Origin of the sequence: Micromonospora sp. NPDC050397 (assembly GCF_044901685.1) — a bacterium.
GTDB lineage: Bacteria > Actinomycetota > Actinomycetes > Mycobacteriales > Micromonosporaceae > Micromonospora_G.
This window is the reverse complement of the sequence record NZ_JBJDPS010000003.1, coordinates 664119-689380: the sequence shown is the minus strand read 5'-3', so window position 1 is coordinate 689380 and position 25262 is coordinate 664119. Positions and strand designations below refer to the sequence as shown.

27 protein-coding genes are annotated in these 25262 nt (G+C 71.7%); 15 read left to right on the top strand and 12 right to left on the bottom strand.

Translation table 11 applies throughout. The features are described 5' to 3' along the window. Window positions 1–8 precede the first annotated feature (8 nt). On the top strand, window positions 9–479 hold the full coding sequence (locus ACI2K4_RS14060; protein WP_404511158.1) for a hypothetical protein: 471 nt from the start codon (window positions 9–11) through the stop codon (window positions 477–479). 34 nt (window positions 480–513) lie between these two features. Here ACI2K4_RS14060 and ACI2K4_RS14055 read toward each other — a convergent pair whose 3' ends face one another. Further along, complete coding sequence (locus tag ACI2K4_RS14055; RefSeq protein ID WP_404511156.1) at window positions 514–960, bottom strand: barstar family protein; 447 nt, start codon at window positions 958–960, stop codon at window positions 514–516. A gap of 70 nt (window positions 961–1030) precedes the next feature. Continuing rightward, window positions 1031–1483 (bottom strand): ribonuclease domain-containing protein, encoded by a 453-nt coding sequence (locus ACI2K4_RS14050; protein WP_404511154.1) that lies wholly within the window; start codon window positions 1481–1483, stop codon window positions 1031–1033. A gap of 277 nt (window positions 1484–1760) precedes the next feature. Between ACI2K4_RS14050 and ACI2K4_RS14045 the strand changes: the two genes are divergently transcribed. Then, window positions 1761–2006: a hypothetical protein gene (locus ACI2K4_RS14045; RefSeq protein WP_404511152.1), complete on the top strand. Its 246-nt coding sequence runs from the start codon at window positions 1761–1763 to the stop codon at window positions 2004–2006. 69 nt (window positions 2007–2075) lie between these two features. On the opposite strand, the gene ACI2K4_RS14040 is transcribed toward ACI2K4_RS14045, so the two are convergent. Further along, on the bottom strand, window positions 2076–3107 hold the full coding sequence (locus ACI2K4_RS14040) for an NADPH:quinone reductase (protein WP_404511150.1): 1032 nt from the start codon (window positions 3105–3107) through the stop codon (window positions 2076–2078). A gap of 233 nt (window positions 3108–3340) precedes the next feature. Here ACI2K4_RS14040 and ACI2K4_RS14035 point away from each other — a divergent pair, with 233 nt between their 5' ends. Next, window positions 3341–3469: a hypothetical protein gene (locus ACI2K4_RS14035; RefSeq protein ID WP_404511148.1), complete on the top strand. Its 129-nt coding sequence runs from the start codon at window positions 3341–3343 to the stop codon at window positions 3467–3469. An 80-nt stretch (window positions 3470–3549) separates the two neighbouring features. On the opposite strand, the gene ACI2K4_RS14030 is transcribed toward ACI2K4_RS14035, so the two are convergent. After that, the gene (locus tag ACI2K4_RS14030) at window positions 3550–4416 is read right to left on the bottom strand and encodes an alpha/beta fold hydrolase (RefSeq protein ID WP_404511146.1); all 867 of its coding nucleotides are present in this window, start codon (window positions 4414–4416) and stop codon (window positions 3550–3552) included. Between the two features lie 193 nt (window positions 4417–4609). On the opposite strand from ACI2K4_RS14030, the gene ACI2K4_RS14025 reads away from it, so the two are divergent. Beyond that, on the top strand, window positions 4610–5524 hold the full coding sequence (locus ACI2K4_RS14025) for a zinc-binding alcohol dehydrogenase family protein (protein WP_404511144.1): 915 nt from the start codon (window positions 4610–4612) through the stop codon (window positions 5522–5524). An 80-nt stretch (window positions 5525–5604) separates the two neighbouring features. Here ACI2K4_RS14025 and ACI2K4_RS14020 read toward each other — a convergent pair whose 3' ends face one another. Both ACI2K4_RS14020 and ACI2K4_RS14015 read right to left on the bottom strand, forming a co-directional pair. Then, window positions 5605–6312, bottom strand: coding sequence for an FKBP-type peptidyl-prolyl cis-trans isomerase (locus tag ACI2K4_RS14020; RefSeq protein ID WP_404511142.1), 708 nt, complete (start codon window positions 6310–6312; stop codon window positions 5605–5607). 103 nt (window positions 6313–6415) lie between these two features. Then, complete coding sequence (locus ACI2K4_RS14015; RefSeq protein ID WP_404511140.1) at window positions 6416–7450, bottom strand: Ku protein; 1035 nt, start codon at window positions 7448–7450, stop codon at window positions 6416–6418. A 98-nt stretch (window positions 7451–7548) separates the two neighbouring features. Between ACI2K4_RS14015 and ligD (ACI2K4_RS14010) the strand changes: the two genes are divergently transcribed. The 3 genes from ligD (ACI2K4_RS14010) (at window position 7549) to ACI2K4_RS14000 (ending at window position 10363) form a co-directional block, all read left to right on the top strand. Beyond that, on the top strand, window positions 7549–8490 hold the full coding sequence (gene ligD, locus ACI2K4_RS14010; RefSeq protein ID WP_404511138.1) for a non-homologous end-joining DNA ligase: 942 nt from the start codon (window positions 7549–7551) through the stop codon (window positions 8488–8490). Continuing rightward, window positions 8480–9409, top strand: coding sequence for a non-homologous end-joining DNA ligase (gene ligD / locus ACI2K4_RS14005; RefSeq protein WP_404511136.1), 930 nt, complete (start codon window positions 8480–8482; stop codon window positions 9407–9409). Before ligD (ACI2K4_RS14010) ends, ligD (ACI2K4_RS14005) begins: the two co-directional genes overlap by 11 nt. Before the next feature lie 192 nt (window positions 9410–9601). Next, entirely contained in the window at window positions 9602–10363 is a 762-nt protein-coding gene (locus ACI2K4_RS14000) for a helix-turn-helix domain-containing protein (RefSeq protein ID WP_404511134.1), read from the top strand. A 6-nt stretch (window positions 10364–10369) separates the two neighbouring features. Here ACI2K4_RS14000 and ACI2K4_RS13995 read toward each other — a convergent pair whose 3' ends face one another. Next, the gene (locus ACI2K4_RS13995; protein WP_404511132.1) at window positions 10370–12079 is read right to left on the bottom strand and encodes a DNA repair helicase XPB; all 1710 of its coding nucleotides are present in this window, start codon (window positions 12077–12079) and stop codon (window positions 10370–10372) included. 421 nt (window positions 12080–12500) lie between these two features. On the opposite strand from ACI2K4_RS13995, the gene ACI2K4_RS13990 reads away from it, so the two are divergent. Beyond that, window positions 12501–12713 carry a hypothetical protein gene (locus tag ACI2K4_RS13990; protein WP_404511130.1) on the top strand — a complete coding sequence of 71 codons (213 nt, stop codon included), beginning with the start codon at window positions 12501–12503 and terminating at the stop codon, window positions 12711–12713. A gap of 17 nt (window positions 12714–12730) precedes the next feature. Here the strand turns inward: ACI2K4_RS13990 and ACI2K4_RS13985 are convergent, their stop codons facing one another. Continuing rightward, entirely contained in the window at window positions 12731–15208 is a 2478-nt protein-coding gene (locus ACI2K4_RS13985; RefSeq protein ID WP_404511128.1) for a helicase-associated domain-containing protein, read from the bottom strand. A 91-nt stretch (window positions 15209–15299) separates the two neighbouring features. On the opposite strand from ACI2K4_RS13985, the gene ACI2K4_RS13980 reads away from it, so the two are divergent. Further along, window positions 15300–15920 (top strand): HAD family hydrolase, encoded by a 621-nt coding sequence (locus ACI2K4_RS13980; protein ID WP_404511126.1) that lies wholly within the window; start codon window positions 15300–15302, stop codon window positions 15918–15920. Window positions 15921–15956: 36 nt separating this feature from the next. After that, window positions 15957–16343: a cold-shock protein gene (locus tag ACI2K4_RS13975; RefSeq protein ID WP_404511124.1), complete on the top strand. Its 387-nt coding sequence runs from the start codon at window positions 15957–15959 to the stop codon at window positions 16341–16343. On the opposite strand, the gene ACI2K4_RS13970 is transcribed toward ACI2K4_RS13975, so the two are convergent. The 3 genes from ACI2K4_RS13970 to ACI2K4_RS13960 are packed head-to-tail and all read right to left on the bottom strand — an operon-like array spanning window position 16304 to window position 19423. Next, a complete protein-coding gene (locus ACI2K4_RS13970; protein ID WP_404511122.1) occupies window positions 16304–17143 on the bottom strand; it encodes a 1,4-dihydroxy-6-naphthoate synthase in 840 nt (279 codons plus the stop codon). The genes ACI2K4_RS13975 and ACI2K4_RS13970 overlap by 40 nt on opposite strands. Window positions 17144–17168: 25 nt before the next feature. Continuing rightward, window positions 17169–17804: a futalosine hydrolase gene (locus tag ACI2K4_RS13965; protein WP_404511120.1), complete on the bottom strand. Its 636-nt coding sequence runs from the start codon at window positions 17802–17804 to the stop codon at window positions 17169–17171. Then, a complete protein-coding gene (locus ACI2K4_RS13960) occupies window positions 17801–19423 on the bottom strand; it encodes an MFS transporter (protein WP_404511118.1) in 1623 nt (540 codons plus the stop codon). Before ACI2K4_RS13960 ends, ACI2K4_RS13965 begins: the two co-directional genes overlap by 4 nt. A gap of 86 nt (window positions 19424–19509) precedes the next feature. Here ACI2K4_RS13960 and ACI2K4_RS13955 point away from each other — a divergent pair, with 86 nt between their 5' ends. Next, window positions 19510–20349 (top strand): DUF3027 domain-containing protein, encoded by an 840-nt coding sequence (locus ACI2K4_RS13955; RefSeq protein ID WP_404511820.1) that lies wholly within the window; start codon window positions 19510–19512, stop codon window positions 20347–20349. Window positions 20350–20397: 48 nt separating this feature from the next. On the opposite strand, the gene ACI2K4_RS13950 is transcribed toward ACI2K4_RS13955, so the two are convergent. Next, on the bottom strand, window positions 20398–20625 hold the full coding sequence (locus ACI2K4_RS13950) for a DUF2530 domain-containing protein (RefSeq protein ID WP_404511818.1): 228 nt from the start codon (window positions 20623–20625) through the stop codon (window positions 20398–20400). A 211-nt stretch (window positions 20626–20836) separates the two neighbouring features. On the opposite strand from ACI2K4_RS13950, the gene ACI2K4_RS13945 reads away from it, so the two are divergent. From ACI2K4_RS13945 to ACI2K4_RS13930, 4 genes are all read left to right on the top strand, one after another. Next, complete coding sequence (locus ACI2K4_RS13945) at window positions 20837–22315, top strand: NCS2 family permease (RefSeq protein WP_404511116.1); 1479 nt, start codon at window positions 20837–20839, stop codon at window positions 22313–22315. A gap of 170 nt (window positions 22316–22485) precedes the next feature. Beyond that, the gene (locus tag ACI2K4_RS13940) at window positions 22486–22935 is read left to right on the top strand and encodes a MarR family winged helix-turn-helix transcriptional regulator (protein WP_404511114.1); all 450 of its coding nucleotides are present in this window, start codon (window positions 22486–22488) and stop codon (window positions 22933–22935) included. 70 nt (window positions 22936–23005) lie between these two features. Next, window positions 23006–24292, top strand: a complete 1287-nt coding sequence (locus tag ACI2K4_RS13935; RefSeq protein WP_404511112.1) for an MFS transporter — start codon at window positions 23006–23008, stop codon at window positions 24290–24292. 105 nt (window positions 24293–24397) lie between these two features. After that, window positions 24398–25147, top strand: a complete 750-nt coding sequence (locus tag ACI2K4_RS13930) for a maleylpyruvate isomerase family mycothiol-dependent enzyme (RefSeq protein ID WP_404511110.1) — start codon at window positions 24398–24400, stop codon at window positions 25145–25147. The last annotated feature ends 115 nt before the right edge of the window (window positions 25148–25262 follow it).

Genomic DNA, 25262 nt, shown 5'->3' with positions numbered 1-25262 from the left:
GGACCCCCATGGACGCGGGTGGGGTGGTTCGGCGGGTCAGGACGGCTGCGGGGGAGGCGGTCGCGGCCGCTGGTGCCCGGGATGCGCAGGGGTACGAGCGGGCCGCCACGGAGCTGTCGACCCGTAACCCCGAGCAGGTCGGCCTGGTGCTCGGCGTGGTGGTCAGGATGTTGCTGGAGGAGGTGCATCCCGACGGGCTGGACAGCGACGACCTTCAGGTGGTGCTGAAGCGGTGTGTCGGCGGCGCGCTCGGCTGGCTGCCGGAGCTCGACCCGACCGTGCTGGTGCTGCTCCTGACCGCCGCGCTCGGCGTACACCCCTCGGAGGAGGAGGCGCCGCCGGTCGACGCGGCGGCGATGGCCCGGCACGCGCCGCTGCTTGTCGCCGACCTGCTCGCGGTCACCGGTCGTCCGCTCGCCGACTACCTGGACGCGGCGCTGGCCGAGATCTTCGTCGCCCAGACGATGGACCTGCCGTAGCTTCCCGGCCCGCCCGGGACGGCCGGTTCCCGGCTCAGCCCGTGGCGGCGGCGAGCCGGCGACGCAGCCCGGTCGCGCTCTCCGCGTCCGTACGCAGGACCACCCGCAACCGCCGCCCCGGCTCCCGCGCCACCGTCCCGAGTACGGCCAGCAGGATGCCGAGCTGCGCGGGCGGTTCGTCGGCGAGCAGGTCGGCGGCGTCGGTCACCACCAGCGTCAGCGGCCCGGTGTCGGTGAGGTCGCGCAGGCAGTCGAAGAGCGCGTCCCAGTTGTGGCCGAAGTAGTCGGGAAACGACAGTGCCACCGCCCAGCCGGCGAACAACCCGGCCCGGGTACGGCTCCCGGTCCCGTCGACCACCAGCGCGTCGGTCGGCGGTGCAGCGTCGGTCGGCGGTGGCGAGCCGGTGGACGGTGCCGAGCGAGTCGGCGGTGGCGAGCCGGTCGACACCGTCAGCCACGACGGGAGTTCACCCTCTGACATCACTGTCCCTTGGATCGAGCGGGGCCCGTCGGGCCGGACGACTTCCGCCCGGCCCGACGGTACGCCCAGGTCAGAGCCGGTAGAAGTCGGCGTAGTGGTTCGGCGTGAACCAGGTTGCGCCGGTCGCCTTGTTCACCACGATCCGGTACGCGTCCCGGGCGGCGCCCTGGGTGCGGGGGTAGACGTCGTACTCGTAGTAGGTGGCGTTCGCCGGCAACTGGCCCTCGTAGTTCATGTGCCGCCCACCCGCGTAGTTGGAGAGGCCACCGCTCCAGGAGACCCAGCCACGGGTGGTGGGGAAGTTCCGGCTCGCCCAGCCGCTGCGGGCGGTACGGGCGTCCGCGCACCGGGCGATGGTGCACGAGCTGTAGACGGCGGCCGAGGCCGAGTTGGTGTGCGACGGCGCGACCACGGCCGGTCCGACCAGCATCGCGGCGATCATCGCGGTGAGCAGGGCCAGGCTGGCGAGCAGCCGCTGCGGTCGCGACCGTACGGCCGAGGGGAGAGGGGCAGTGATGGTCATCGTGGGGCCTCCAGTGCCGGTTGTCCCGCTGGGGTGTGCGGGCGTGGTCCATCCTCGGCAGTCGATGCCCGCGTGCGGTAGGGGGCAAAGGCGAAATTAATCGACGATCTACCATATGTTCTCGGTCCGGTACGAGGTTCGGGTCGCATCGCCCGGGGCCGCACGTGCGGGTCCGCCGCGTCTCCCGGCATCGGATGGCCGTAAGCTTCAATCGTTTCCCAGTGCGGGGTCCGGCGTTGTCGAGTGACCCGTACCCACGAGTTGCAGGGGGAGAGTCATGCCGGATCAGGCCGGACGCGAGAACGCCGACGAGACGGTCGAGGCCGAGTTGACCGAGGGTGCCGACCCGGCCGAGGCCGACCAGCCGGCCGAGGAGGCCGAACCCGGCTTCCTTAACCGGGCCGCCCGTCGGGCCCAGGGCAAGAGCACCACCCGGCAGCAGCCACAGTCCAAGAGCAAGAGCTTCGGTGGCCGGGGTTCGGTGCAGGGTCCGCGCCAGTGGGGCAACCGCCGCAGCGGCTGACCGACGCCCGGCCCCGAGCGACGTCGGCCGACGCCTGACCGATGAGCGGCCCGGCCGGTAGCCCGGCCGCTACACGGGCAGCTCCTCGGAGGCGCTGATCAGCACCTTGCCGATCGCCGAGTTCTCCACCGCCGCGTGGGCGTCGGCGGCCTCGGCCAGCGGGTAGAAGTGCAGGGGCAGGCCGGCGTCCGCGCCGACCCGGATGCCGCCCTGGGTGGCCGCCGTCGCCACGTCCCGCACCGCCTGCGCCTTCGCCGCCGCCGGCACCTGGTAGACGCTGACGAACTGCCAGCGGGCGTTCGGCGGCACGAGCTGCATGGCCGCCGGCAGTCGCAGGTCACTGCCGCCGTGGAACGAGTAGACCGAGACCACCCCGGCGGGCCCGAGCACCTCGATGTCGATGCCGGCGTTCTGGTCACCGGCCACCTCGACGACGGTGTCGATCCCGTGCGGGGCGATCTTCCGCACCTCCGCGACCACGTCCTGCTGCCGGTAGTTGATCACGTGGGACGCGCCCGCCGCCGCCGCGAGCTGCGCCTTTTCCGGGGTGCTCACGGTGGCGATGACGGTGGCGTCGGCCCAGCGGGCGAGCTGGATGGCGGCGTTGCCGACCGCGCCCGCGCCGCCCTGGACCAGCACCACGTGGTCGGTCAGGCTGCCGAGGTCGATGTGGCGTGGCATGAGTTCGCCGACGGTGAGGCAGCGGTGGGCGGTCAGGAACGGGATGCCGAGGACCGCCCCGACCTCGAACGGCGCCGATCCGAGCAGCACGATGTGGCTGGACGGTACGAGCACGTACTCGGCTGCCGTACCCCAGGCCCGGCCGGCGGCGGCCTCCCAGATCCACACCCGCTCGCCGACCAGGGTCGAGTCGACCCCCTGTCCGGTCGCCTCGATCACGCCCGCGCCGTCCTCGCCCGGGATCTGCCAGCCGTACGGGGGCGGACTGCCGTCGCCCGAGCGTGACTTGACGTCGGTGGGGTTGACTCCGGCCAGTGCCATCCGGACCAACACCTCGCCGGCCTCCGGTTCCGGGACCGGCTGGTCGACCAGCTCCAGCACTCCCGGATCGCCGGTGCGGGTGTAGACGGCTGCCTTCATGGTGGTCCCCCTGGCTGGCGCGGATCACCCCATTTTTCCCGCTGACGAGGTTCTTCGTAGCTGTTCCGGATTTGCCGGCCGGTCCGTCACCCACGGCATTCACGTTCGTTTCTCACGAGGGTGACCATCCGGTACGCCCATGGAGGTAAGACCCTCGCCGGACCAGCGGCCCCCTGTTTGCTGGTCGGCGGGGGTCTTTGCCTGCCCGACTTCGAGAGGAGCTTTTCCCGGCAATGAGCGAGCACCCCAACTCCCTGCCGCCGCGCGGAGAACGGTGGCTGATGCTGGCAGCGACGATCATCGGTACGGTCGCGGCCCTGGTCGCCGCGTGCGCCGGCTGCGGAAGTCTCCTGGTCAACTAGCGGGAGCGCACCTGGTGAACCCTCGGCCGGGCCGGGTCGAGGGCCATGTGCGGCGGTTCCGTTCCGGTGCGGGACCGGTGTCAGACGAGGGTGCGGCCGAGGAAGCCCCGGATGTAACCGGCGATCGGGTCGAGGGCACTCTCCAGCGCGAAGTGGCCGGCGTCGAGCAGGTGGATCTCGGCGTCCGGCAGATCGCGCTGGAAGGCGCGGGCGCCGTCCGGGCCGAAGATCTGGTCGTTGCCGCCCCACACCGCGAGCAGCGGCACCTGGGTACGCCGGAAACAGTCCTGGGCAGCCGGGTAGACGTCGAGATTTGTCTTGTAGTCCCGGAAGAACTGGAGCTGGATCTCGTCGTTGCCCGGTCGATCCAGCAGACTCTGGTCGTGCACGTAGGGGTCTGGGCTGATCAGGCTCACGTCCGGCACGCCGTGCTCGTACTGCCAGCGGATCTTGTCCGGGGTCAGTGCCGTTCGTACCGCCTGCTCCGTATCCGGTCCGGGCGCCTTCGCGTACGCGAACAGCGGAGACCAGAACGAGTCGACAAAGCCTTCCATGTACGCGTTGCCGCTCTGGGTGATGATCGCGCTGATCCGCTCGGGGTGCCGTAGGAACAGCCGCAGCGCGATCGGCGCCCCGTAGTCGTGCATGTAGACGGCGTACTTGCGAATCTTGAGCTGGTCGAGCAGCTTGTCGGTGACATCGGTGAGCGCGTCGAAGGTGTAGGGGAATTTGTCCATCTCCGGCATGGCGGAGTAGCCGTAGCCGAGGTGATCCGGGGCGACCAGGTGGTAACGGTCGGCCAGCGCCGGGATGAGGTTTCGGAACGAGTACGAACTGCTCGGAAACCCGTGCAGCAGTACCAGGGTGGGCGCGTCGGGTCGCCCGGCCTCGCGGTAGAAGACATCGAAGCCGTCGACCGTCGCGGTCCGGTGGTGCACAGGCATCATGTTCGCAGTATCGAATGCCGTGCCGATCGCGTCCCGACATCCGCGATTCCCGGCGCTTCTTTCCCGATGCCTGCTATGGGGGCTTCTCCGGTGGTGCCGGGCGCCGCACATCGCGTGCGGTGAGGGCTGATCGGTTGTTGCGATCACCACGTTGATTGCCGACGATACCCCTGAGTCTTGAGGAGGCCGATCAATGCAGGCGGTGGCGGTGACCGCACAGGGCGGTCCAGAGGTTTTGCGGGTGGTCGAGCGGCCGGATCCGGTTCCCGGTCCGGGACAGGTGCTGGTCAGGGTGCTGGCGGCGGTCGTACATCCGGCGGACGTGGCGGCCCGGCTCGGGCTCGTCCCGGGTGGACCGATCGAGCCGCCGTTCCTGCCCGGCTGGGACTTCGCCGGTGAGGTGGTCGAGGTCGGTGACGACGGCGGTGACTACCGGCCCGGGGATCGGGTGGTCGGCATGGTGCCGTGGTACGTCACCCGGGGCGCGGTCGGCGCGTACGCAGAGCTGATCGCCGCCGACACCGGCTGGGTGGTACCGCTGCCGGACGGGCTGAGCCCAGCGGTGGCCGCGACCGTGCCACTCAACGCGTTGACCGCGCGACAGGCGCTGGACCTGATGGAGCTGCCGCCGGCCGCCACCCTGCTGGTCACCGGGGCGAGCGGCGGGGTCGGCGGATTCGCCGCCCAACTGGCGGCACGGGCCGGGCACCGGGTGCTCGCCGTCGCCGGCCGGGACGACGAGGACTGGGTGCGCGACCTCGGGGTGGCGCAGGTCGTACCGAAGGACGCCGACCTGGCCGACGTCGGGCAGGTGCCGGCGGTGCTGGACGCGGTTCCGCTGGCGGAGTCGGCGGCGAAGGCGGTCGCCGACGGGGGCGTGCTGATCACTACCCGCCCGACCCCACCGGTCGATCCGGCCCGGGGCATCCGGCAGCAGGTCGTCCTGATCCGCTTCGACCAGGCGCTGCTGCGCGAGCTGATCGTCGAGGTCGCCGGCGGGCGGCTGCGGACCCGGGTGGCCACCACGTTGCCGCTGGCCCGCGCGGCCGAGGCGCACCGGATCGTCGAGGCCGGCGGGGTACGCGGCAAGGTCGTGCTCACTCCCTAGCCGGAGATGCGGAACGGCGAACGCCGCGAATGTCGCGAACGTTCGCCGTTCCGGATGAGTTGCGCCTGCCGGCGCGACGCCTACTGCACGCCGAGTACGTCGACCACGAAGCGGAGGGTTCCGCCCGGCGCGCCGTTGCCCGGGTTCTCGCCGTAGGCGAGTGCGGCCGGGATGTCGAGCTGGATCCGGCTGCCGACCTTCGCGCCGACGAGGCCCTGGTCCCAACCGGGGATGACCTGGCCGCCGCCGAGCTGGAACGCGAACGGCTCGGACCGGCTCCAGGAGGAGTCGAACTCGGTGCCGTCCGCGTACGTGACACCGACGTAGTTCACGGTGATCTGCTGACCGGCCTGGGCCGCCGGCCCGGTCCCCTCGATCAGGGTGGTGGGGGTCAGCTTGGTCACCTCACCGGTGCCCTTGGTGGCCGTCGGCTTCTGCGCCAGCGCCGGGTCCGCGCCGTCGGGCAGCGGCGGGAACTGCGCGTTCGCCGGGGGCGCGGCCGGGTCGGCCGGGGGTGCCGCCGGGTCGGCCGGAGCGCTGGCACCGGGGTTGCCAGCGGTGCTCTCGGCCGAGTCGTCCTCGCCGCTGTTGTCGAGGGCGATGAACGCGATGACGATCACCGCGACCACGGCCAGACCGGCGAGTACCCCGGAAAGCGCCTGCCTGCGGCGCTTGGCGGCGGCGGCCTTCGCCTTGGCGACCTTGGCCAGGGCGCGCTTCTCGGACTTGGTCAGCGGCGCCTCGTCGCCATGGGCGTTGGCGGGGCGGCTCTGGACCTGATCGCTCATTGGTGTCGGCTCCTGCAAGAGAGGTCGGGGCGGGGCGGCCTCGCCCGGGTGTGTTCCGATCGAAGGGCTCTGCATACGGTACTCGGCCAGCGGCCCGACGTGCTCAGGCGGATTTGCGGGGGGTCTTCTTCGCCGAGGTCGTCTTCTTGGCGCCGGTGGACTTCGCCGAGGTGGACTTCGCCGCACCAGACTTCGTCCCGGTGGACTTGGCGGTGGCGGATTTTGTGCCGGTCGCCTTCTTCTGGGCGGTTTTCTTGGCCGGGGCCTTGGCCGCCTTCGCCGCCTTCGCCGCCTGCTGGGCGGATTTTGCCGCCGAGATCGGCGTGGCCTCCGCGACGCCCCGGCCGGCGGGCTCCTCACCGCGCGCGGCCCGGGCCCGGTCGACCGAGGCCCGGAGCGCGGCCATCAGGTCGACGGCGGCCGCCGGGGCCTCCTCGGCCTCCTCCGGCTGCACCACCTCGCGCCCCTCGACCTTGGCGTTGATCACCTCTTGCAACGCCGTCCGGTAGTCGTCGGTGAAGGTGTCCGGCTGGAACTCGCCGGCCATCGAGTCGATCAACGAACTGGCCATCGCCAGCTCCGGCGGGCGGACGGTGATGTCGTCGTCGAGGAAGCCGAAGTCGGGGACGCGTACCTCGTCCGGCCAGAGCATGGTGTTGAGCAGCAGCACGCCCTCGCGGACCCGCAGGGTGGCGAGCTGTTCGCGCTGGCGCAGGGCCACCTTGACGATGGCCACCCGGTCGGAGTCGGTCAGCGCGTCGCGGAGCAGCACGTACGGCTTGGTCGCGGCGCCGTCGGGCTCCAGGAAGTACGCCTTGTTGTAGAGGATCGGGTCCACCTGCTCGGCCGGTACGAACTCGAGTACGTCGATCGCGCGCGAGGAGGTCAGCGGCAGTTCGGCGAAGTCCTCGTCGGTCAGGATCACCATCTCGCCGCCGCCGAGGTCGTAGCCCTTGGCGATGTCGTCGTAGCTGACCTCTTCGCCGTCGATGGAGCAGGTGCGCTTGTACCGGATCCGGCCGCCGTCGGTCCGGTGGACCTGATGGAACCGGATGTCCTTCTCCTCGGTCGCCGAATAGAGCCGTACGCCGATGGAGACCAGACCGAACGAGACCGCGCCCCGCCAGATAGCCCGCATTCCCCCGCTCCTTCCCCGACTCCCTTCCCCGGTATTGACCAGGATTGCATCTGCTAGAAGGTGGGGCGAGTGTTTCGCTGCGGACCTAGAGTGATGTCGTGCCGGGCGCACCGCTCAGACCGATGCTAGCCACCAGCGGTGACCTGCCCAGCGGTGCCGGTTGGGGCTACGAGTTCAAGTGGGACGGCGTACGCGCGCTGGCCCGGATCACCGGCGGCTCGGTCCGGCTCTGGGCCCGTTCCGGTGCCGAGATCACCGCCGCCTACCCGGAGTTGGCGCCGCTCGGCGCCCAGGTCTCCGACGCGCTGCTCGACGGGGAGGTGGTCGTGCTCACCGAGCGCGGGCAGCCGTCGTTCACCGCGCTCGCCGAGCGGATGCACGTACGCGAACCGGGGCGGGCGGCCCGGCTGGCGGCGACCGTGCCGGTGACGTACCTGATCTTCGACGTGCTGCGACTGGCCGGCGCGGACCTGACCGGGCAGCCGTACCGGGAGCGCCGGGGCACGCTCGACGGCCTCGGTCTGGCCGGGGCCCGGTGGGCGGCGCCGCCGGTCTTCGAGGACGGCCCGGCGACCTACGACGCGGCGGAGGAGCACGGCCTGGAGGGCGTGGTCGCCAAGCGGCTCGACTCGGTCTACCGGCCGGGTCTGCGGTCACCGGATTGGATCAAGATCAAGATCGAGGTGACCGGCGACTTCGTGGTCGGCGGCTGGCGCCCCGGGGCCCGGCGCCTCGGCGGGCTGCTGGTCGGCGTGCCGGGGCCGGAGGGTCGGCTGGTCTTCCGGGGACGGGTAGGCGGCGGGATCGGCGCGGCTGCCGAACGTGAACTGCTCGCCGTGCTGGAACCGCTGCGTACGGCGGAGCCGCCGTTCGTGGGCGGCGTGCCCCGTGAGGATGCCCGGGGCACGATCTGGGTACGTCCCGAGATCGTGGTCGAAGTGAAGTACGGCCAGCGCACCCCGGACGGGCGGCTGCGGTTCCCACGCCTGCGTCGGCTGCGCCCCGACAAGGCGGCGGAGGATGTCGACGATGCCGGCTGAGAAAATCAGGGTCGAGGTGGACGGCCGGACACTGGAGGTCTCCAACCTGGACAAGGTGCTCTATCCGGGGGTTGGCTTCACCAAGGGCGAGGTGATCGACTACTACACCCGGATCGCCCCGGTGCTGCTGCCGCACCTGCGCGACCGGCCGTTGACCAGGATCCGCTATCCCAACGGTGTGGACGAGTCGTTCTTCTTCGAGAAGAACGCCCCGGCCAGCACCCCGGAATGGGTACGTCTGGCCCGGCTGCCCGCCCCCGGCTCGTCGAAGGACCGGGACCAGCTCGACTACGTGGTCGCCGAGGACCTGCCCACCCTGGTCTGGCTGGCGAACCTCGCCGCGCTGGAACTGCACACGCCGCAGTGGCGGGTCGGCGGCCGTCGCCGGGGTGAGCCCCGCCCCGACCTGATGGTGGTCGACCTCGACCCGGGTGCGCCGGCCGCGCTGCCGGAGTGCTGCACCGTGGCGGTGCGGATGCGCGATCGGCTCGCCGAGGACGGCATCGCCAGTTACCCGAAGACCTCGGGCAAGAAGGGGATGCAGCTCTGCTGTCCGGTCGCCGGCACCCAGTCGGCCGACCGGGTCTCCGGTTACGCCCGGCGGGTCGCCGAGGAGTTGGAACAGGCCGACCCGTCCCTGGTCACCGCGAAGATGGCAAAGCGGCTGCGGCCCGGCAAAATCTTCATCGACTGGAGCCAGAACAACGCGGCGAAGACGACGGTGGCGCCGTACTCGCTGCGGGCCGGGGCGGTGCCGGCCGCGTCGACGCCGCTCACCTGGGACGAGGTGGAGGCGGCGAGCGCCGGGGAGGCGGGCGCCGTGCGCCAGTTCACCGCCGCCGAGCTGCTGGACAGAACCCAGGAGTACGGCGACCTGATGGCCGACCTGCTCGTGCCCGGTCCCGAGGTGCCCCGCTAGCCGCTCCACCGCCGTTGGTCGTCGGGGGGAATGACACTCGAAAGTTTTCTACATGTTTTTCCATGTAGCTACATGGAAAAACATGTACGAAAAAACTTGGAATGTGTCTCCAGCTCCGGGTTGTCCACAGGGTTATCCACAGTTGGGTGTGACGGGGTGGTGGTCGGTGGAGCACAGCGTCACCATCGGCTGGTGTCGAACGAATCCCTCGCCCGGCAACTCGGTCGGCTGCTGCGGGCGGAGCGGGAGGCGGCCGGGTTCACCCAGGCCCGGTTCGCCGCTCGGGCGGGTGTCTCGCAGCAGTGCGTGTCGCACTTCGAGCGCGGCACCTCGGCACCGACGACAACCCTGGTCGAGCGACTCTTCGGCGCGCTCGGCAAGCAGTTGCGGCTGGACGTCGAGGAGCGCGACGCCGATCTGGACGCGGCGATGGACGCGGTTGCCGGCCGGGGAGACGTGACCGCCTACCGGGACGACGACGGCACGGAGGTGGAGGTGGACGACGTCGACGACCGGATCTGGGAGTTGGGCGTGCTGCACCGGTGGGCGCCGCCGGAGCTGACGTACCTGGTCGACGGTGAGCTGGCGGCGGTGTTGCAGGGGGTGCCGATCCGGCCGACCCGGCTCGACCTCGCCTTGGCCGAGGACGACCTGGCGCTCCTGGACGAGTGGATCCGCGCGATCCCGAACTGCCTGCGCTGGGTCGAGCGGTGGCGGGACTTCGGCGGCTACGACATCAGCCCGCTGCGGCCCGGCCCGCTCCGCTGGATGACCCCCTACGGCGAACTGCGGGTGCGGCTCCTGCCCGGGGTGCCGACCGGGGTCGCGGTCACCGCGTCCGGCCGGCTGCTGTCGGTCCGGCCGTTGATCGAGGTCGAGCGGGACGAGCCGCAGATCGCCCGGATCGCCACCCGGGCGCGTACCCGGGCGGCGAGCGGCGTGCGGTCGGACTGACGAGCCTCAGTCGATGCTGGGCAGCGGCGGCCCGAGTACGTCGTCGGCGTCGACGATCGTGTAGGCGTACCCCTGCTCGGCGAGGAAGCGCTGCCGGTGTGCGGCGTACTCGGTGTCGATGGTGTCCCGGGAGACGACGGTGTAGAAGTGCGCCTGCCGGCGGTCGGCCTTCGGACGCAGCACCCGGCCGAGCCGCTGCGCCTCCTCCTGACGGGAGCCGAAGGTGCCGGAGACCTGGATCGCGATCCCCGCCTCCGGCAGGTCGATGGAGAAGTTGCCCACCTTCGAGATGACCAGGGTCGGAATCTCACCCGAGCGGAACGCGTCGAAGAGCCGTTCGCGCTCCTTGTTGGTGGTCGAGCCCTGCACGATCGGCGCGTCCAGGTACTCCCCCAACTGGTGCAACTGATCGATGTAACCGCCGATGACCAACACCTGGTCGTTCCGGTGCCGGTCGATCAGCGCCTTCACCACCGGCAGCTTCGTCCGGGCCGTGGCCGCCATCCGGTAGCGCTCCTCCGGCTCGGCGGTCGCGTACGCCATCCGCTCGGCATCGGTCAGCGTCACCCGTACCTCGGTGCAGTCCGCCGGGGCGATCCAGCCCTGCGCCTCGATGTCCTTCCACGGCGCGTCGTACCGCTTCGGGCCGATCAGTGAGAAGACGTCGCCCTCGCGGCCGTCCTCGCGGACGAGCGTCGCGGTCAGCCCCAGCCGGCGGCGGGCCTGTAGGTCGGCGGTGAACCGGAAGATCGGGGCCGGCAGCAGGTGCACCTCGTCGTAGATGACCAGGCCCCAGTCGCGGGCGCCGAACAGGTCGAGGTGGGTGAAGGCGCCGCCCCGCCGCGCGGTGAGCACCTGGTACGTCGCGATGGTGACCGGTCGGATCTCCTTGCGCTCGCCCGAGTACTCGCCGATCTCCTCCTCGGTCAACGACGTGCGCGCGATCAGCTCGCGCTTCCACTGCCGGCCGGCGACCGTGTTGGTCACCAGGATCAGCGTGGTCGCCTTCGCCTCGGCCATCGCGGCGGCACCGACCAGGGTCTTGCCCGCCCCGCAGGGGAGCACCACCACGCCCGACCCGCCGGCCCAGAAGTGCTGCACCGCCTCCCGCTGGTACGACCGCAGCGTCCAGGCCGACTGGTGCCGAGCCGGGTGCTGCTTGTCCGCCGGCACGTCCTTGCCCGCCTCGGCCAACTCGATCGGGTGCGCCTCCCCGTCGACGTATCCGGCCAGGTCCTCGGCCGGCCAGCCGAGCTTGAGCAGGCCCTGCTTGAGCCGGCCCCGCTCGGACGGATGGACGACCATGGTGTCCTCGTCGACCCTGGCGCCGAGCATCCCGGCCAGCTTCTTGCTCTTCGCGACCTCGATCAGCACCATCCGGTCGAGTGCCCGCAGCACCAGCCCGTGCGTCGGGTGGTTGGCCAGTTGTAGCCGGCCGTAGCGGTCCATCGTCTCGGCGATGTCGACCAGCAGCGCGTGCGGCACCGGGTAACGGGAGAACTTCAGCAGCGCGTCGACCACCCCCTCGGCGTCGTGTCCGGCGGCACGGGCGTTCCAGAGCCCCAGCGGCGTCAGCCGGTAGGTGTGCACGTGTTCGGGGGAACGTTCCAACTCGGCGAAGGGTGCGATCGCCATCCGGCAGGCGAGCGCGTCCGGATGATCGACCTCCAGCAGCAGCGTTTTGTCTGATTGGACGATCAATGGGCCACTGCTCACGTTCAGGTTCCTCTCGACAGCGCCGATCCGGGCTGTTCCCGGGCGTACAGCGCGGAACAAGACCCTCAAGTGTTGCACGCTCGGTAACGATTTCTGCTTGGCGCATAACGAAGCGAGAAAAGTCTTCATCTCGAGCAACCGGGCCAACCTCCCCGGCGTCTAGCAAGCGACAACCGCTCGAGCGGAGGGCGCCGGGATCGACCGGTCCACCCCACCCGGGCGGTGGTCATGCTGGTCGGCGCCGGTGTTTGCGCGTTCGATCCGCCAGCGGGCCGTACCGCCGGGGTGAACCGGCCGGTCCGGGGGGCGGAAGGCAACGGGGGCGAACGGCTCGCCGGCGTCCGACCAGTTTCCCCCTGTCGTCGGCGCCGCCCGGATGCGAGTCTGGAGAGGCCGGGCGGGCCCGGGTGGGGAGGCGACGATGTCCGTGGATCGTGAGCGGGACACCAGGGTCCCGCTCGCCGCGCAGGTCGGGTACGCGCTGGTCGCGATCGGTCTGTTCGGGTGGTTCCTGTTCGGGTGGCTGGTCGAGCGGCAGGGCTTCGTCAACTCCGTCGGTGAGTCGGCGGGTGCCGCGTTCTCCCTGCTGCTCTTCATCGCGATCGTCGGCACGGTACGTCGCAGCCGACACTGACCCGCCCCCGTACCCCGTTACTCGTCCAACACCGCCGCCGTGATCCGGTGCAGCGCGAACGTGTGCAGCATCTCGGTCCGTTCGTCCTCCGCCCGCAGGTAACCGGCGCCGATCGAGACCGGCCGGACCAGGCGGGAGGTGGTGGCGCCGTGCGCGTCCACGTACCCGACCCAGACCGGCACCTTGTCCCGGATCGCCTGTTGCAGCACCGCGAGTGCCTGCGTGTGCGCGTGTGCCGTGACCGCACCGCCGTTGCGGCCGGCCCCGCCGCGTACCGGGTCGGGCGCCCGGCGGGCCGCGCGCACCGCGGCGTCCCCACGGCGCATCTGCTCGACGATGCCGAGGACCCGGGGGGTGCTCAGCCGGGGGGCGGCGAGCGGGTCGGCGCCCCGGCTCGCGACCGGGACCCGGGCCGGTGCCCGGCGCGCCTTCGTCCGGGTGAGCACCACCGCGCCGCTGGCGTCCTCCGGCACCGGGGCGTACCCGGCCTCCCGCAGCATGATCAGCAGCCGGCCCACCTGGAACGGGCTGGTCAGTACGGTGGGGGCCAGCCGGCGCAGCGACATGCTGCTCAGCCGTCGGTCGGCGACCACCTCCGAGAGCAACGTCTCGTCGTCGCTGCGCAGGTACGCGCCGGCCGAGCCGACCCGCAGCCCACCGTGCTTGCGGGCCACGTCGTCGACCAGGTACGTCAGTCCCTGCGGCACCGGGGTCCGAGACCGCCGCTGGAAGAGCGCGTGCAGGTCGTCTGCCGCGTACCCGGCGTCGAGGGCCCGGCGCAGGCTGGTCGAGGTGACCCGGTAGACACTCGCCCCGCCGGCGGACTCGGGATCGGCCAGCACCTCCAACTCGGCGGCGAGGGTCGGCTCGGGCGGCCCCGGCACCACGATGCTCAGGTCGGCCTGGAGCAGGAAGTGGTCGACCGGGGCGGGCAGAAGTTCGTCCAGTGCCCGGACCGCCGTCGACGCCTCGCCGGTGGTCTCGTCGGCGCCCGGCCGGACCCCCAACGGGTCGTCCCCGCCGCCGGCCAGCCGGTCCAGGGCGGCGGCCGAGTCGGTCAGCAACAGCCGGCCGTACGAGGTGATCGCGCCCAGCCCGGTCAGGCCCAGCCGGGCGGCCTCGCCGAGCACTTCCCGTTGCGCCGTCTCCCGCCCCCGGCTGCGCCGGGGCGCCCGCCACGCGAGCAGTGCCAGCACCTCGTCGACCCCCGGCGCGGTCCCCGGGTCCAGCCCGGCGAGTACGCCCAGCAGGGCCCGCCGGGCGGTCGGTGTGCCGGCCCGTTCGACCTCCGGGGCGAGCACGGTGATCAGCCGGTCCCGGTCGTCGCGCTGCCCGACCAGCCCCGGCTGGCGGGTCATCGAGAGCCAGGCCAGGGCGAGTTGTTCCCAGCGCCGAGCCAGCGAGCCGGCCCGCCAGGCTTCGTACCCGGCGGTCGGCAGCACCTGCTGGTCGGCACCGGCCCGGGTGGTGGTGGCACCGGCCAGGTCCGCCTCGCCGCAGAGCCCGGCGGCGTAGACCACCTCCAGCAGCAGCGCCGTGGTCGACTCGTCCAGCCCGACGGTGCGGGCCACCCGCCGCAGGTCACGTACGCCCAGGCCGCCGGAGCGCAGCACCGGGGGTGGTTCGGCGGCGAGCGCCTCCAGCACCGACTCGGCCTGCCGGACCACCTCCATCGCCTGTCCGGCGCCGGCCGAGTCGACCGCCTTGGGCTCCCGTAGGGCGGCACTGCCCAGCGCCGGGGGGAGCGGCTGCATCGGCCCGAGCGGCCCGGAGTCGCGGCGGAGCAGCAACCCGATCTCGCGGGGAAGTTCGACCGCGCTCGCGCCGGATCCGGCGTCGGTGTCCGGAATCGGCACCAGAAGGGCGTTCTCCACCAGCCAGCGCACGGGTGAGCCGGCTCCGGGGGCGGTCGGATCCTCGGTCGGTGTCTCCAGCGCCTTCGGCGGGAGCGTGCCCACCGGGGGGCCGGCGGCGAGCCGGTCCAGGATCGCCCGCGCCGCCGGGGGAGCGGAGAGCACCGTACGGCGCAGCCGGGCCGGGTCGGCGCAGAGCGCGGCGGCCGACGGGTCCAGGTCCAGCGCCGGCCGACCCAGCCCGGCCGGGTACGGCGAGCTGACCTCGTCCACCCCGGCCACCACCTGGAGCGCGTGCTCCGGCCCGAAGAGCAGGAACAGGGCGCGGAGCCGGTTGAGCGCGCCGCGTACGGCGGCCGGGTCGGCGCCCTGGGTGGGCACCGCCGCCACGGCCAGGATCGCGTCGACCGAGGTGGTCCCGTCGGCCGGGTCACGGGTCAGCCGGGCGCCGTCCAGGATCTGGAGGGTGAACTGGTCCAGCCCGTCCAGGGCACGGGCGACCGAGACCCGCGACTGGGCCCGTACGGCGAGCGCGCCGAGGTCGGTCGGCACCGGTAGGACCAGGTCGGGGCGGAGCTGGAGCAGCGCCGCCAGAGCTTCGTCCGGCAGCGAGCGCAGGTGGTCGGCGAGTGAGGTGGTCATCGTCATTCCACGCTAGCCGGCCGGGTGCCGGTGCCGCCCCTCGGTCGGCCGGGTGGACTCCACGGACCGGCCGGCGTGCGACGATGATCTGATGGCGACCACCCCCTCGGTCGGGTTCGACCTCGACATGACCTTGATCGACTCCCGGCCCGGCATCGCCGCCACCTACCGTGAGCTGACCGCCCGGACCGGGGTGCACGTCGACGCCGAGGTGGCGGTCGGCCGGCTCGGCCCGCCGTTGCGGCACGAACTGGCCCACTGGTTCCCGCCGGAGCAGGTGGAGTCGGCGGTGACCACCTTCCGGTCGCTCTATCCGACGTACGCGATCGAACCGGCCCTGCCGCTGCCCGGCGCCGCCGAGACGCTGGCCGCGGTCCGCGCGGCCGGGCTGCGCGTGCTGGTGGTCACCTCGAAGCTCGGCCGGCTGGCCCGGCTGCACGTGGAGCATCTCGGCCTGCCGGTGGACGAGGTGGTCGGTGACCTGTTCGCCGAGCAGAAGGCGACCGCGCTGCGCGAGCACGGCTCCCGGCTCTACGTCGGCGACCACGTCGCCGACATGACCGCCGCCCGGATCGCCGGGGTGCCCGGGGTCGGCGTCGCCACCGGGCCGTGCGATGTGGATGAGCTGCGTGCCGCCGGGGCGGAACTGGTGCTGGACGACCTCACCGGATTCCCAGCGGCGCTGTCGGGCCTGTTGCGGCTAGCCTTGTGAGGGTCATCAGCCACATACGAAGTTGAGGTCAATCAGGTGCCGACGGGTCGAGTGAAGTGGTACGACGCGGCCAAGGGTTATGGATTCGTCACCAGTGACGAGGGCGGCGACGTGTTCCTACCCAAGAGTGCGTTGCCCGCTGGCGTCACCGATCTCAAGGGGGGTCAGCGGATCGAGTTCGGTGTGGTGGACAGTCGCAAGGGCGCCCAGGCGCACGCCGCGAAACTGCTGGACGCCCCTCCGTCCATGGCGGAACTGCGCCGCCGGCCCGCCGAGGAGCTGCACGGTCTGGTCGAAGACATGATCAAGGTGCTGGAGGCGAAGATCCAGCCCGATCTGCGGCGCGGCCGGTTCCCGGACAAGAAGACCGCGCAGACCGTCGCTCAGCTCGTCCACGCGGTCGCCAACGAGCTGGAGATCTGAGGGGTCGCCGGGGTCAGCCCGGCGGACGCGGCCCGGCGGAGCAGGGCGTCGATCGCCCGGTAACCGTCCTCGCCGAGGTCCGCGGTGAACTCGTTCACATAGAGCGCGATGTGCTGGTCGACCACGTCCGGCTCCATCTCCTGCGCGTGCGCCAGCACGTACTCGCGGGTGCGGGCGGGGTCGGCCCACGCCTGCCGTACGGACGCGCGGATCCACTCCGCCGCGGCCACCGGGTCGACGGTGCCGCGGCGGGCCAGGATGGCGCCGAGCGGGATCGGCAGGCCGGTGTCCGACTCCCACCACTCGCCGAGGTCGACCAGCGCGGTCAGCCCGTGCCGGTGGTAAGTGAACCGGGCCTCGTGGATGACCAGGCCGGCGTCGTAACGACCGGCGGCGACCCCGGGCATGATCTCGTGGAACGGCACCACCTCGATCCGGGCCGGGCGCTGCTCGGCGGCCCAGAGCCGGAACAGGAGGTAGGCGGTGGTCCGGTCACCCGGCACGGCGACCGTCGCGCCGGTCAGGTCGGTCCGGTCGCCCCGGGTCAGCACCAGCGGCCCGCAGCCGCGCCCGAGCGCCCCGCCGCAGGGCAGCAACTGGTAGTCGTCCAGCAGCCACGGCAGTGCGGCGTAACTCACCTTCACGATGTCGTACGCGCCCTGCTGCGCGGCGGTGTTGGTGACGTCCACGTCGGCGTAGGTCACCTCGACCGGCGGCGCCCCGGGCACCAGCCCGTGCACCAGGGCGTGGAAGACAAAGGTGTCGTTGGGGCAGGGGGAGAACGCCAGCGAGAGTGCCACGACCCCCACCGTAGACCCCGCCGGATCAGCCCAGCGCGGCGGCGGCCGACCGGAGCGCCTCGAACGCCTCGTTGATCCGCCAGGCTCCCCGGTCCCGGGGCCCGACCGGGTTGGAGATCGTACGCAGCTCGGCGAAGGGGACGCCGGCCTGACCGGCTGCGACGGCGACGCCGTATCCCTCCATCGCCTCGGCCACCGCGTCCGGATAGCGGGCGGCGAGCGCGAGCGCGCTCTCGGCGGTCCCGGTGACCGTGCTGCACGTGATCACCGCGCCCACGGTCGCCCGGGGCAGCGCCTCCCGGAGTCGGTCGAGCAGTGCCGGGTCGGCGCTGCTCGTCGACGGTCCGAAGCCCAACTCGTCCAGCGGGAGGAAGCCGTCCGGTGACTCGGCGCCGAGGTCGGCGGCGATGCTCCGGGTGCCCAGCACGATGGTGCCGAGCGCCACCCGGTCCGGGAAGCCGCCGGCGATCCCGGCGCTGATCACCGCCTGGTACGGGTGCCCGTCCGCCTCGGCCAACGCGAGCAGCCGGGCGGTACCGGCCGCCGCCGCGGCCGGTCCGACACCGACCGGCGCGACGGTCGGGGTGCTGCTGGTCAGACCGGCCCGGATCGCCTCCGCCTCGGCCGGAACGGCGGTGACGATCAGCAGTCCAGCGCTCATGTGCTCGGCTCCCGGGGTTCACGTGGTTGGCGCGCGTCGTCGCCGGAGCCCGATCCGGGTACGGCCGACGAGGGTCGGTAGATGTGGTAACCCGGTGGCGCCGACGGGTGGTCGCCTCCGGTCCCTCCGGCCGGGGCCGACGCGGTTGCCGGCTCGGCGACGCCGTCGGGCCGCTGCCGGGCGGCCTGGGTGGCGGCAGCCTCCTGTTCGGCGGCCTCCTGCTCCGCGTCCGGGATCGCCCGGCCGTGCAGCCGCTCGCCGCGCAACCGCCCGGCCACCACCACGCCGCGTACGGCCGCGAGGATGGCCAGGCCGCTCAGGACCGCGATGCCGACCCGGCCGTCGAACGGCACCAGCCCCAGCGCGCCACCGGCGACGAAGGCCAGCATCAGGGCGGTCTCCGAGTGGGCGAAGGCGCTGGCCCGGGACCGCTCCCGGATCCGCTCCTGGATCGAGGCGTCGACGGCCAGCTTGGCGATACCGCTGACCAGTGCCGTCACCAGGCAGAGCAGGGCCACCGTGAGCAGCGAGAACCTGACCGTGGCGAGCACGCCCAGGGCGGCCACGATGACCAGGCCGCTGGACTGGATCGCGGTCGGGCGGTGGATGCGCAGCCGGGTGCCGAGCGCGGTCGCCAGGAACGTGCCGACCGCCAGCGCACCGCCGACCAGACCCAGGGCGGCCTGGTCGGAGAGGTTCCGGCCGAGGACCACGGTGGTGATGTCACCGGCCTTGATCGCGAAGGCGAGGAAGAGCAGGAGGAAGCCGTACAGGCCGCGTAGGGCGGCACCGCCGACCAGGGTGGCGATCACCAGCCGGCCGCTCGGCCCGCCGCGTCCCAGGGCCCGTTCACCCCGTCGCCGGAAGATCGCCCGGACCGGTCGGGGCACCGCCTCGGGGGGCTCGGAGTCGGCCTTCGGTGGCAGCCGCAGCGCGACCACCATGCCGACCAGGAAGATCACCGAGGCCACCCGGAGTGGCCACTGTGGACCGACCCAGAACGCGGCCAGCCCCAGCGGCGCCACGACCGCGCCCGCGATGGTGCCGTAGACACTGGCTCGCGCGCCGGCCTGGGAGAGACCGATCCCCTCGGGCAACAGCCGGGGTACGGCGGCGGAACGGGCCACGCCGTACGCCCGGGAGAGGGCGAGTACGCCGAACGCGGCCGGGTAGAGCCCGAAGCCGTGGATGTAGTCGGAGATCAACCAGGCCAGGAAGGCGCGGCCGAGCATGGTGGCGGCGAGGGCGTACCGGCGGCCGTGCCGGAAGTGGTCGAGCAGCGGGCCGACCACCGGGGCGAGCAGCGCGAACGGCACCATGGTGACGAGCAGGTAGAGCGCCACCTTGCCGCGCGCCTCGCCGAGCGGGGCGTTGAAGAAGATCGTCCCGGCCAGGCCGATCGTGATCAGTACGTCCCCGGCGCAGGAGGCGGCGTGCAGGTCGAACAGGCGCACCATGCCGGTCTCGCCGCCGGCACCCCGGGTACGGGCCCGTCCGGCACCCCGGGTGATCCAGGCACCGCCACGGAACGTGCCCCGGGCGAGCGCGCGGGTGCCACGGATCGTCGTACCGAGGGCGCGCCCGAGGAACGACCGCTTGGGGCGGGTGAACGGCGGCATGTGCACCATCCTCGCCCATCCGGCGCACGCCCGGAGGATGTGGCGCGAGAACGTGTACGGGGAGTCCCTGCCGGCGGGCCGCTCGGATAGGGAAGAATGAGCGCGTGACCAGGACCGCCGGCGCTCGTGCAGCCCGTCTCGACCAGGTTTGTGCCGCTGCTGTCGAGGTGGCCCGCGCAGGCATCACCGAGGTGGAGCCGACCGACGTCGGCGAACACCTGGAGGTGATCGCCGAGGGTGAGCGCCTCGTTACCCACTTCTTCGAATGTCTGCTCGACGGTTACCGTGGTTGGCGCTGGGCCGTCACGGTCACCCGGGTCTCGCGCAGCAAGCACGTGACGATCTGCGAGACCGTCCTGCTGCCCGGCCCGGACGCCCTGCTGGCGCCGAGTTGGCTGCCCTGGCAGGAGCGGCTGCAACCGGGGGACCTCGGGGTGGGGGACCTGCTGCCGACCCCGGCCGACGACGACCGTCTCGTCCCTGGCTACGTCCTCTCCGACGACCCGGCGGTCGAGGAGGCCACCTGGGAGCTCGGGCTGGGCCGATCCCGGGTGATGTCGCTGGAGGGCCGGCAGGAGACCGCCCAGCGCTGGTACGACGGCGACCACGGGCCGGCGGCGCCGATCTCGGCCGCCGCTCCCCGGACCGCCCGGTGCGGCACCTGTGGCTTTTATCTCCCGCTGGCCGGTGCGATGCGCCAGGCGTTCGGGGTCTGCGGGAACTTCTACGCCCCGGACGACGGCCGGGCGGTCAGCGCCGACCACGGCTGCGGCGCGCATTCCGAGACCCTGCTCGACACGCCCGAGACGCCGGTGGACGAGCTGCCGACGATCTACGACGACAACGAGGTCGAGGCGGTCTCGGTGAGCCGGGCGCCGGGTTCGGTGGAGACCGGCGAGCCGGCTGAGCCGTACGGCCACGGCTGAGCCGCGTACGCCGTACCGGCTCTGCGGCGGGTGAGCGCCGCCCCGGGCTCAGCGCTGTTGGGCGGCTCGGCGCTGTTCGGTGGCGCGGCGACGACGACGGTTCGCGTCGTGCCGGAGCATCACCGCCAGCCCGGGGAAACCGATCAGGAAACCGGCGAGGCAGGTCCAGAGCCAGTCCTCGTGATCGTGCTCGACCAGCCAGTCGCGGAAGAAGACGAGCAGGACCAGGCCGATCACGGCCCAGATCACGATGCCGCCAACGGCGAACGGGACCATCGGTGGGTCCAGCGGCTCCGGCCGCGGTTGCTCCTGCTCCGGCACCTGGTCAGCGTACCCGTGGGGGGTTGCCGACCGGCGCCGCGAGTGGCGGTCGAGCCCGGTCCGGGACGAGGCATCGAACGTCGTAACCGGGATGGACTTTTTCGGTAACAGGCCGTCTGGGACGATGCGCCCAGCAAATCGTTCATGATCATGATGCGAGGTCCCGATGACGACCACCTCCGCGAAGACCGGAGCGCCACCGACGAGCACACCCCCGCCCAACGGGTTCGACCGCTACTTCGAGATCTCGGCCCGGGGCTCGACCATCAGCCGGGAGGTACGGGGCGGACTGGCCACCTTCTTCACGATGGCCTACATCGTGGTGCTGAACCCGCTGATCCTGGGCAACGCGGTCGACGGTGACGGGCAGAAGCTGGCCATCACCGCACTCGCCGCGGCCACCGCCCTGGTCGCCGGAGTGATGACCATCCTGATGGGGGTGGTCGCCCGGTTCCCGCTCGCGCTCGCCGCCGGGCTGGGCGTGAACGCGCTGGTCGCGTACGAGATCGCGCCGCAGATGACCTGGGCCGACGCGATGGGGCTGGTGGTGATCGAGGGTGTGGTCATCGCGATCCTGGTGCTGACCGGGCTGCGTACGGCCGTGTTCCGCGCGGTGCCGACCCAGCTCAAGACCGCGATCGGGGTCGGCATCGGCCTCTTCCTGACCATCATCGGCCTGGTCGACGCCGGTTTCGTGCGGCGCATCCCGGATGCCGCCGGCACCACGGTCCCGGTCGGCCTGGGCATCAACGGCAAGCTGGTGACCTGGCCGGCGCTGGTCTTCGTGCTCGGTCTGCTGCTCACCCTGATCCTGGTCGTGCGCAAGGTACGCGGCGCGATCCTGATCGGCATCGTCGCCTCGACCGCGCTGGCGATCGTGGTCGAGGCGATCGCCGACGTCGGCCCGTCGTTCGTGAACGGGCAGCCCAACCCGAGCGGCTGGGCGTTGAACGTGCCGGAGTTGCCGGCCACCGTCGTCGACACCCCCGACCTCTCCCTGCTCGGCAACTTCAACGTGCTCGACTCGTGGTCGCGGGCCGGCTGGCTGGTCGCGCTGATGTTTGTCTTCACTCTCCTGGTCACCGACTTCTTCGACACCATGGGCACGATGGTGGCGGTCGGGCAGGAGGGCGGGCTGCTGGACGAGAACCAGACGCCACCGCGTACCCGGGAGATCCTGCTGGTCGACTCGATCGCGGCGGCGGCCGGTGGCGCGGCGAGCACGTCGAGCAACACCTCATACATCGAGAGCGCCGCCGGGGTGGCCGAGGGTGCCAGAACCGGGGTGGCCAACCTGGTCACCGGGTCGCTGTTCCTGCTGGCGATGTTCCTGGCCCCGCTGGTCGTGGTGGTGCCGTTCGAGGCGGCGTCGACCGCCCTGGTGGTGGTCGGGTTCCTGATGATGACCGGGGTACGGAGCATCGACTGGACCGACTACGAGATCGCGGTGCCGGCCTTCCTCACCATCGTGCTGATGCCGTTCACGTACTCGATCTCGAACGGGATCGGTGCCGGCGTGATCACCTTTGTCCTGTTCAAGCTGGCCCGGGGCAAAGCCGCCCAGGTCCACCCGCTGCTGTACGGGGTGGCCGCGCTCTTCACGCTCTACTTCCTGCGCGGCCCGATCGAGTCGCTGATCGGCTGAGCTTGATCGAGTCGTCGATCGGCTGACCTGGATCGGGTCGTTGATCGGCTGAGTGAGCCGGCGCGGGCGGGGCAGACTAGCATCCACTGGTCCCCACCCGGCCGGGAGCCACGGGTGACAGTGGTCATAACAGTAGTCATTAGCCAAGCTCATTAGTTAGGCTAACTATCGTGACGGAGCGGACGGTGATGGCGCAACGTGTGCCGCCTGCGCAGTTGGCGAGCCAACTACGCGACGCGATCACCCGGCTCAACCGACGGGTCCGGCAGTCCCGCCCGGTCGGCGAGCTCACCCTGACGCAGCTCTCCGCCCTGACCAGCCTCGAGCTGGCGGGCGCGCTGACGCCTAGGGAACTCGCCGACACCGAACGGGTGCAGCCACCGACCATGACCAAGATCGTCGCGAAGTTGGAGGAGCGTGGCCTGGTGCGCCGCACCCCCCATCCGACCGACCGTCGTCAGGTCATCCTCTCGACGACCGACTCCGGCCGTGAGGTGTTCGCCCAGTTCGAACGGGCGCGCAACGAATGGCTGGGGCACCGGCTCGCCGAGCTGACCCCCGAGGAGCGGGAGACGCTGCGGCAGGCTGCGGTAATCCTGCAGAAGGTGGCCCGCGCCTGACCGGCGCCATTCATCGGGTCCGCTTCGTCCGCTGTGGATGACGCGTACGACCCGAGGAGGCGCACCCCGAGTGCGGGCAAAACTAGGCACCACCTTCCAGTCCCTGCAGGTCCGAAACTACCGCCTGTTCGCGATCGGTCAGCTCACCAAGCTGATCGGCGTGTGGATGATGTTCACCGCGCAGGACTGGCTCGTACTCGATCTCTCCGACAACTCGGCGACCGCCCTCGGCTGGGTCACCGCGCTCCAGTTCACGCCGGTGCTGCTGCTCACCCTCTTCTCCGGGCGGCTCGCCGACCGGTACGACAAGCGGCTGCTGCTCTTCGTCGCCAACGCGACCTGGTGCGTGCTGGCGCTCGGCATGAGCCTGCTGGTGGTCACCGGCGTGATCGAACTCTGGCACGTCTTTGTCTTCGCCGCCCTGCTCGGTACGGCCAACGCGGTCGAGACACCCGTACGCCAGTCGTTTGTCTCCGAACTGGTCGGCACCCCGCTGCTGCCGAACGCCCTCTCGCTCTCGGCGGCGACCTTCAACTCCGCCCGGATCATCGGCCCGGCGGTGGCCGGTGTGGCGATCGCCGCCTTCGACGTCGGCCCGGTCTTCCTGATCAGCGTCTTCGGCGCGCTCGCGCCGCTGGTCGGCCTGGTCCGGATGCGCGCCGACGAACTGCACCGGGACGCCCTGCCGCCGCGTGAGGAACGCGCCCCGGCCCGGGTCGTCGACGGCCTCCGGTACGTCCTGGCCCGCGCCGACCTGATCGTCCCGATGGTGCTCATGTCGGTGGTGGGGATGACCCTGTTCAACTACCAGATCACCCTCGCCGCGCTCGCCAAGACAGTCTTCAACACCGGTGCCGCCTCGTTCGGACTCTTCACCACCGCGCTCGCGGTCGGCGCGCTCGGTGGCGCCCTGGCCGGCAGTGGGCGGCGTAGTCGTCCCTCGGTCTGGGTCGTGCTCGGCGCGGCGGTGGCCTGCGCCGTCGCCGGTACGTTGGTCGGGGTGGCCACCACGTACTGGCTGGTCCTGATCCTCCTGGTCCCGGCCGGCTTCTTCATGGTCTACTTCGCCCAGGCGTCCAACCAGCGGGTCCAGCTCGGTGTCGATGCCGCGTTCCGGGGTCGGGTGATGGCCCTCTGGGTGCTGGTCTTCCTCGGCACCAACCCGGTCGGCGCGCCGCTGATCGGCTGGGTCGCCGAGCACGCCGGTGCCAGCGCCGCGATCTGGATCGGTGGCCTCATCTCGCTGGCCGCCGCCCTGCTGGCGCTGCTCTGGCAGCTACGTCACGACGGAGCCCGGCTGCGCCTCAGCTTCGCCCCCCGCCCCCGCTTCTACGTAGTCCCCGCCGACGCCCGCTGATGTTGAAGGAAGGGCCCCTTGTTATCGGATTTTGTATAGGAAGGGGCCCTTCCTAACCCGGTGTGGGGGCGGGGAGTGTCGTAGGCGTCTGATTTGGTGGTCGGCATGGATGTGTCGCGTTATCTGGAGTGTCTCGCCGCAGACCGCGCGCGGTTGGGTGCGGTCGCGGTGACCGGGCTGGGCGAGGCCGTGCCGGGGTGTCCGGACTGGAACGTGCGCGAACTCGTCCGGCACCTGGCCGAGGTCTACCTGCACAAGGTCGCCTGCATGCGGGACGGTGTCGCGCCCGAGGTCTGGCCGCCGGACCTCACCGGCGAGGAACCGCTCGCGCTGCTCGACCGGGCGTACGCGGAGCTGGTCGCGGAGTTCACCGCCCGTGATCCCGGATCGCCCGCCTACACCTGGTACGAGCCGGATCAGACGGTGGCGTTCTGGATCCGCCGGATGGCACTGGAGACCGTGGTGCACCGGGTGGACGCCGAGCAGGCGGTCGGGGCATCCAGCGCCGACATCCCGGACGACCTTGCCGACGACGGGGTCGACGAGGTGCTGGGCATGATGCTTCCGTACGTCACCCGGGTGTGGGCGGACGCGTTCGTCGGACTGCTGCCCGACCCCGGGGTCCGCGTGCTGGTCGACACCGGGGAGCGAAGCTGGCTGGTCGGTCTCGACCCGTCCGGCGCGATGACCGGGCCGGGCTCGGCGAACCAGCCGGTGCACGCCACGATCAGCGGCACCCCGGTCGACGTACTGCTCTGGCTCTGGCGCCGGCTGCCCGAGGAGGCGGTCCGGCGTACCGGTGACCGGAACGCCGTCGACCAGCTCCGCCGGGCGATCCGAGTCGTCACGGACTAGCGGATGGCGTGGCCGGGGCGGCGGTGAACGGCCGGATCCGCGACGAGCACGAGGTCCGCGACGAGCACCGGTACGGGAGAAGGATCTGCCGCGGGCATCGGTTCGAGAGGACGGA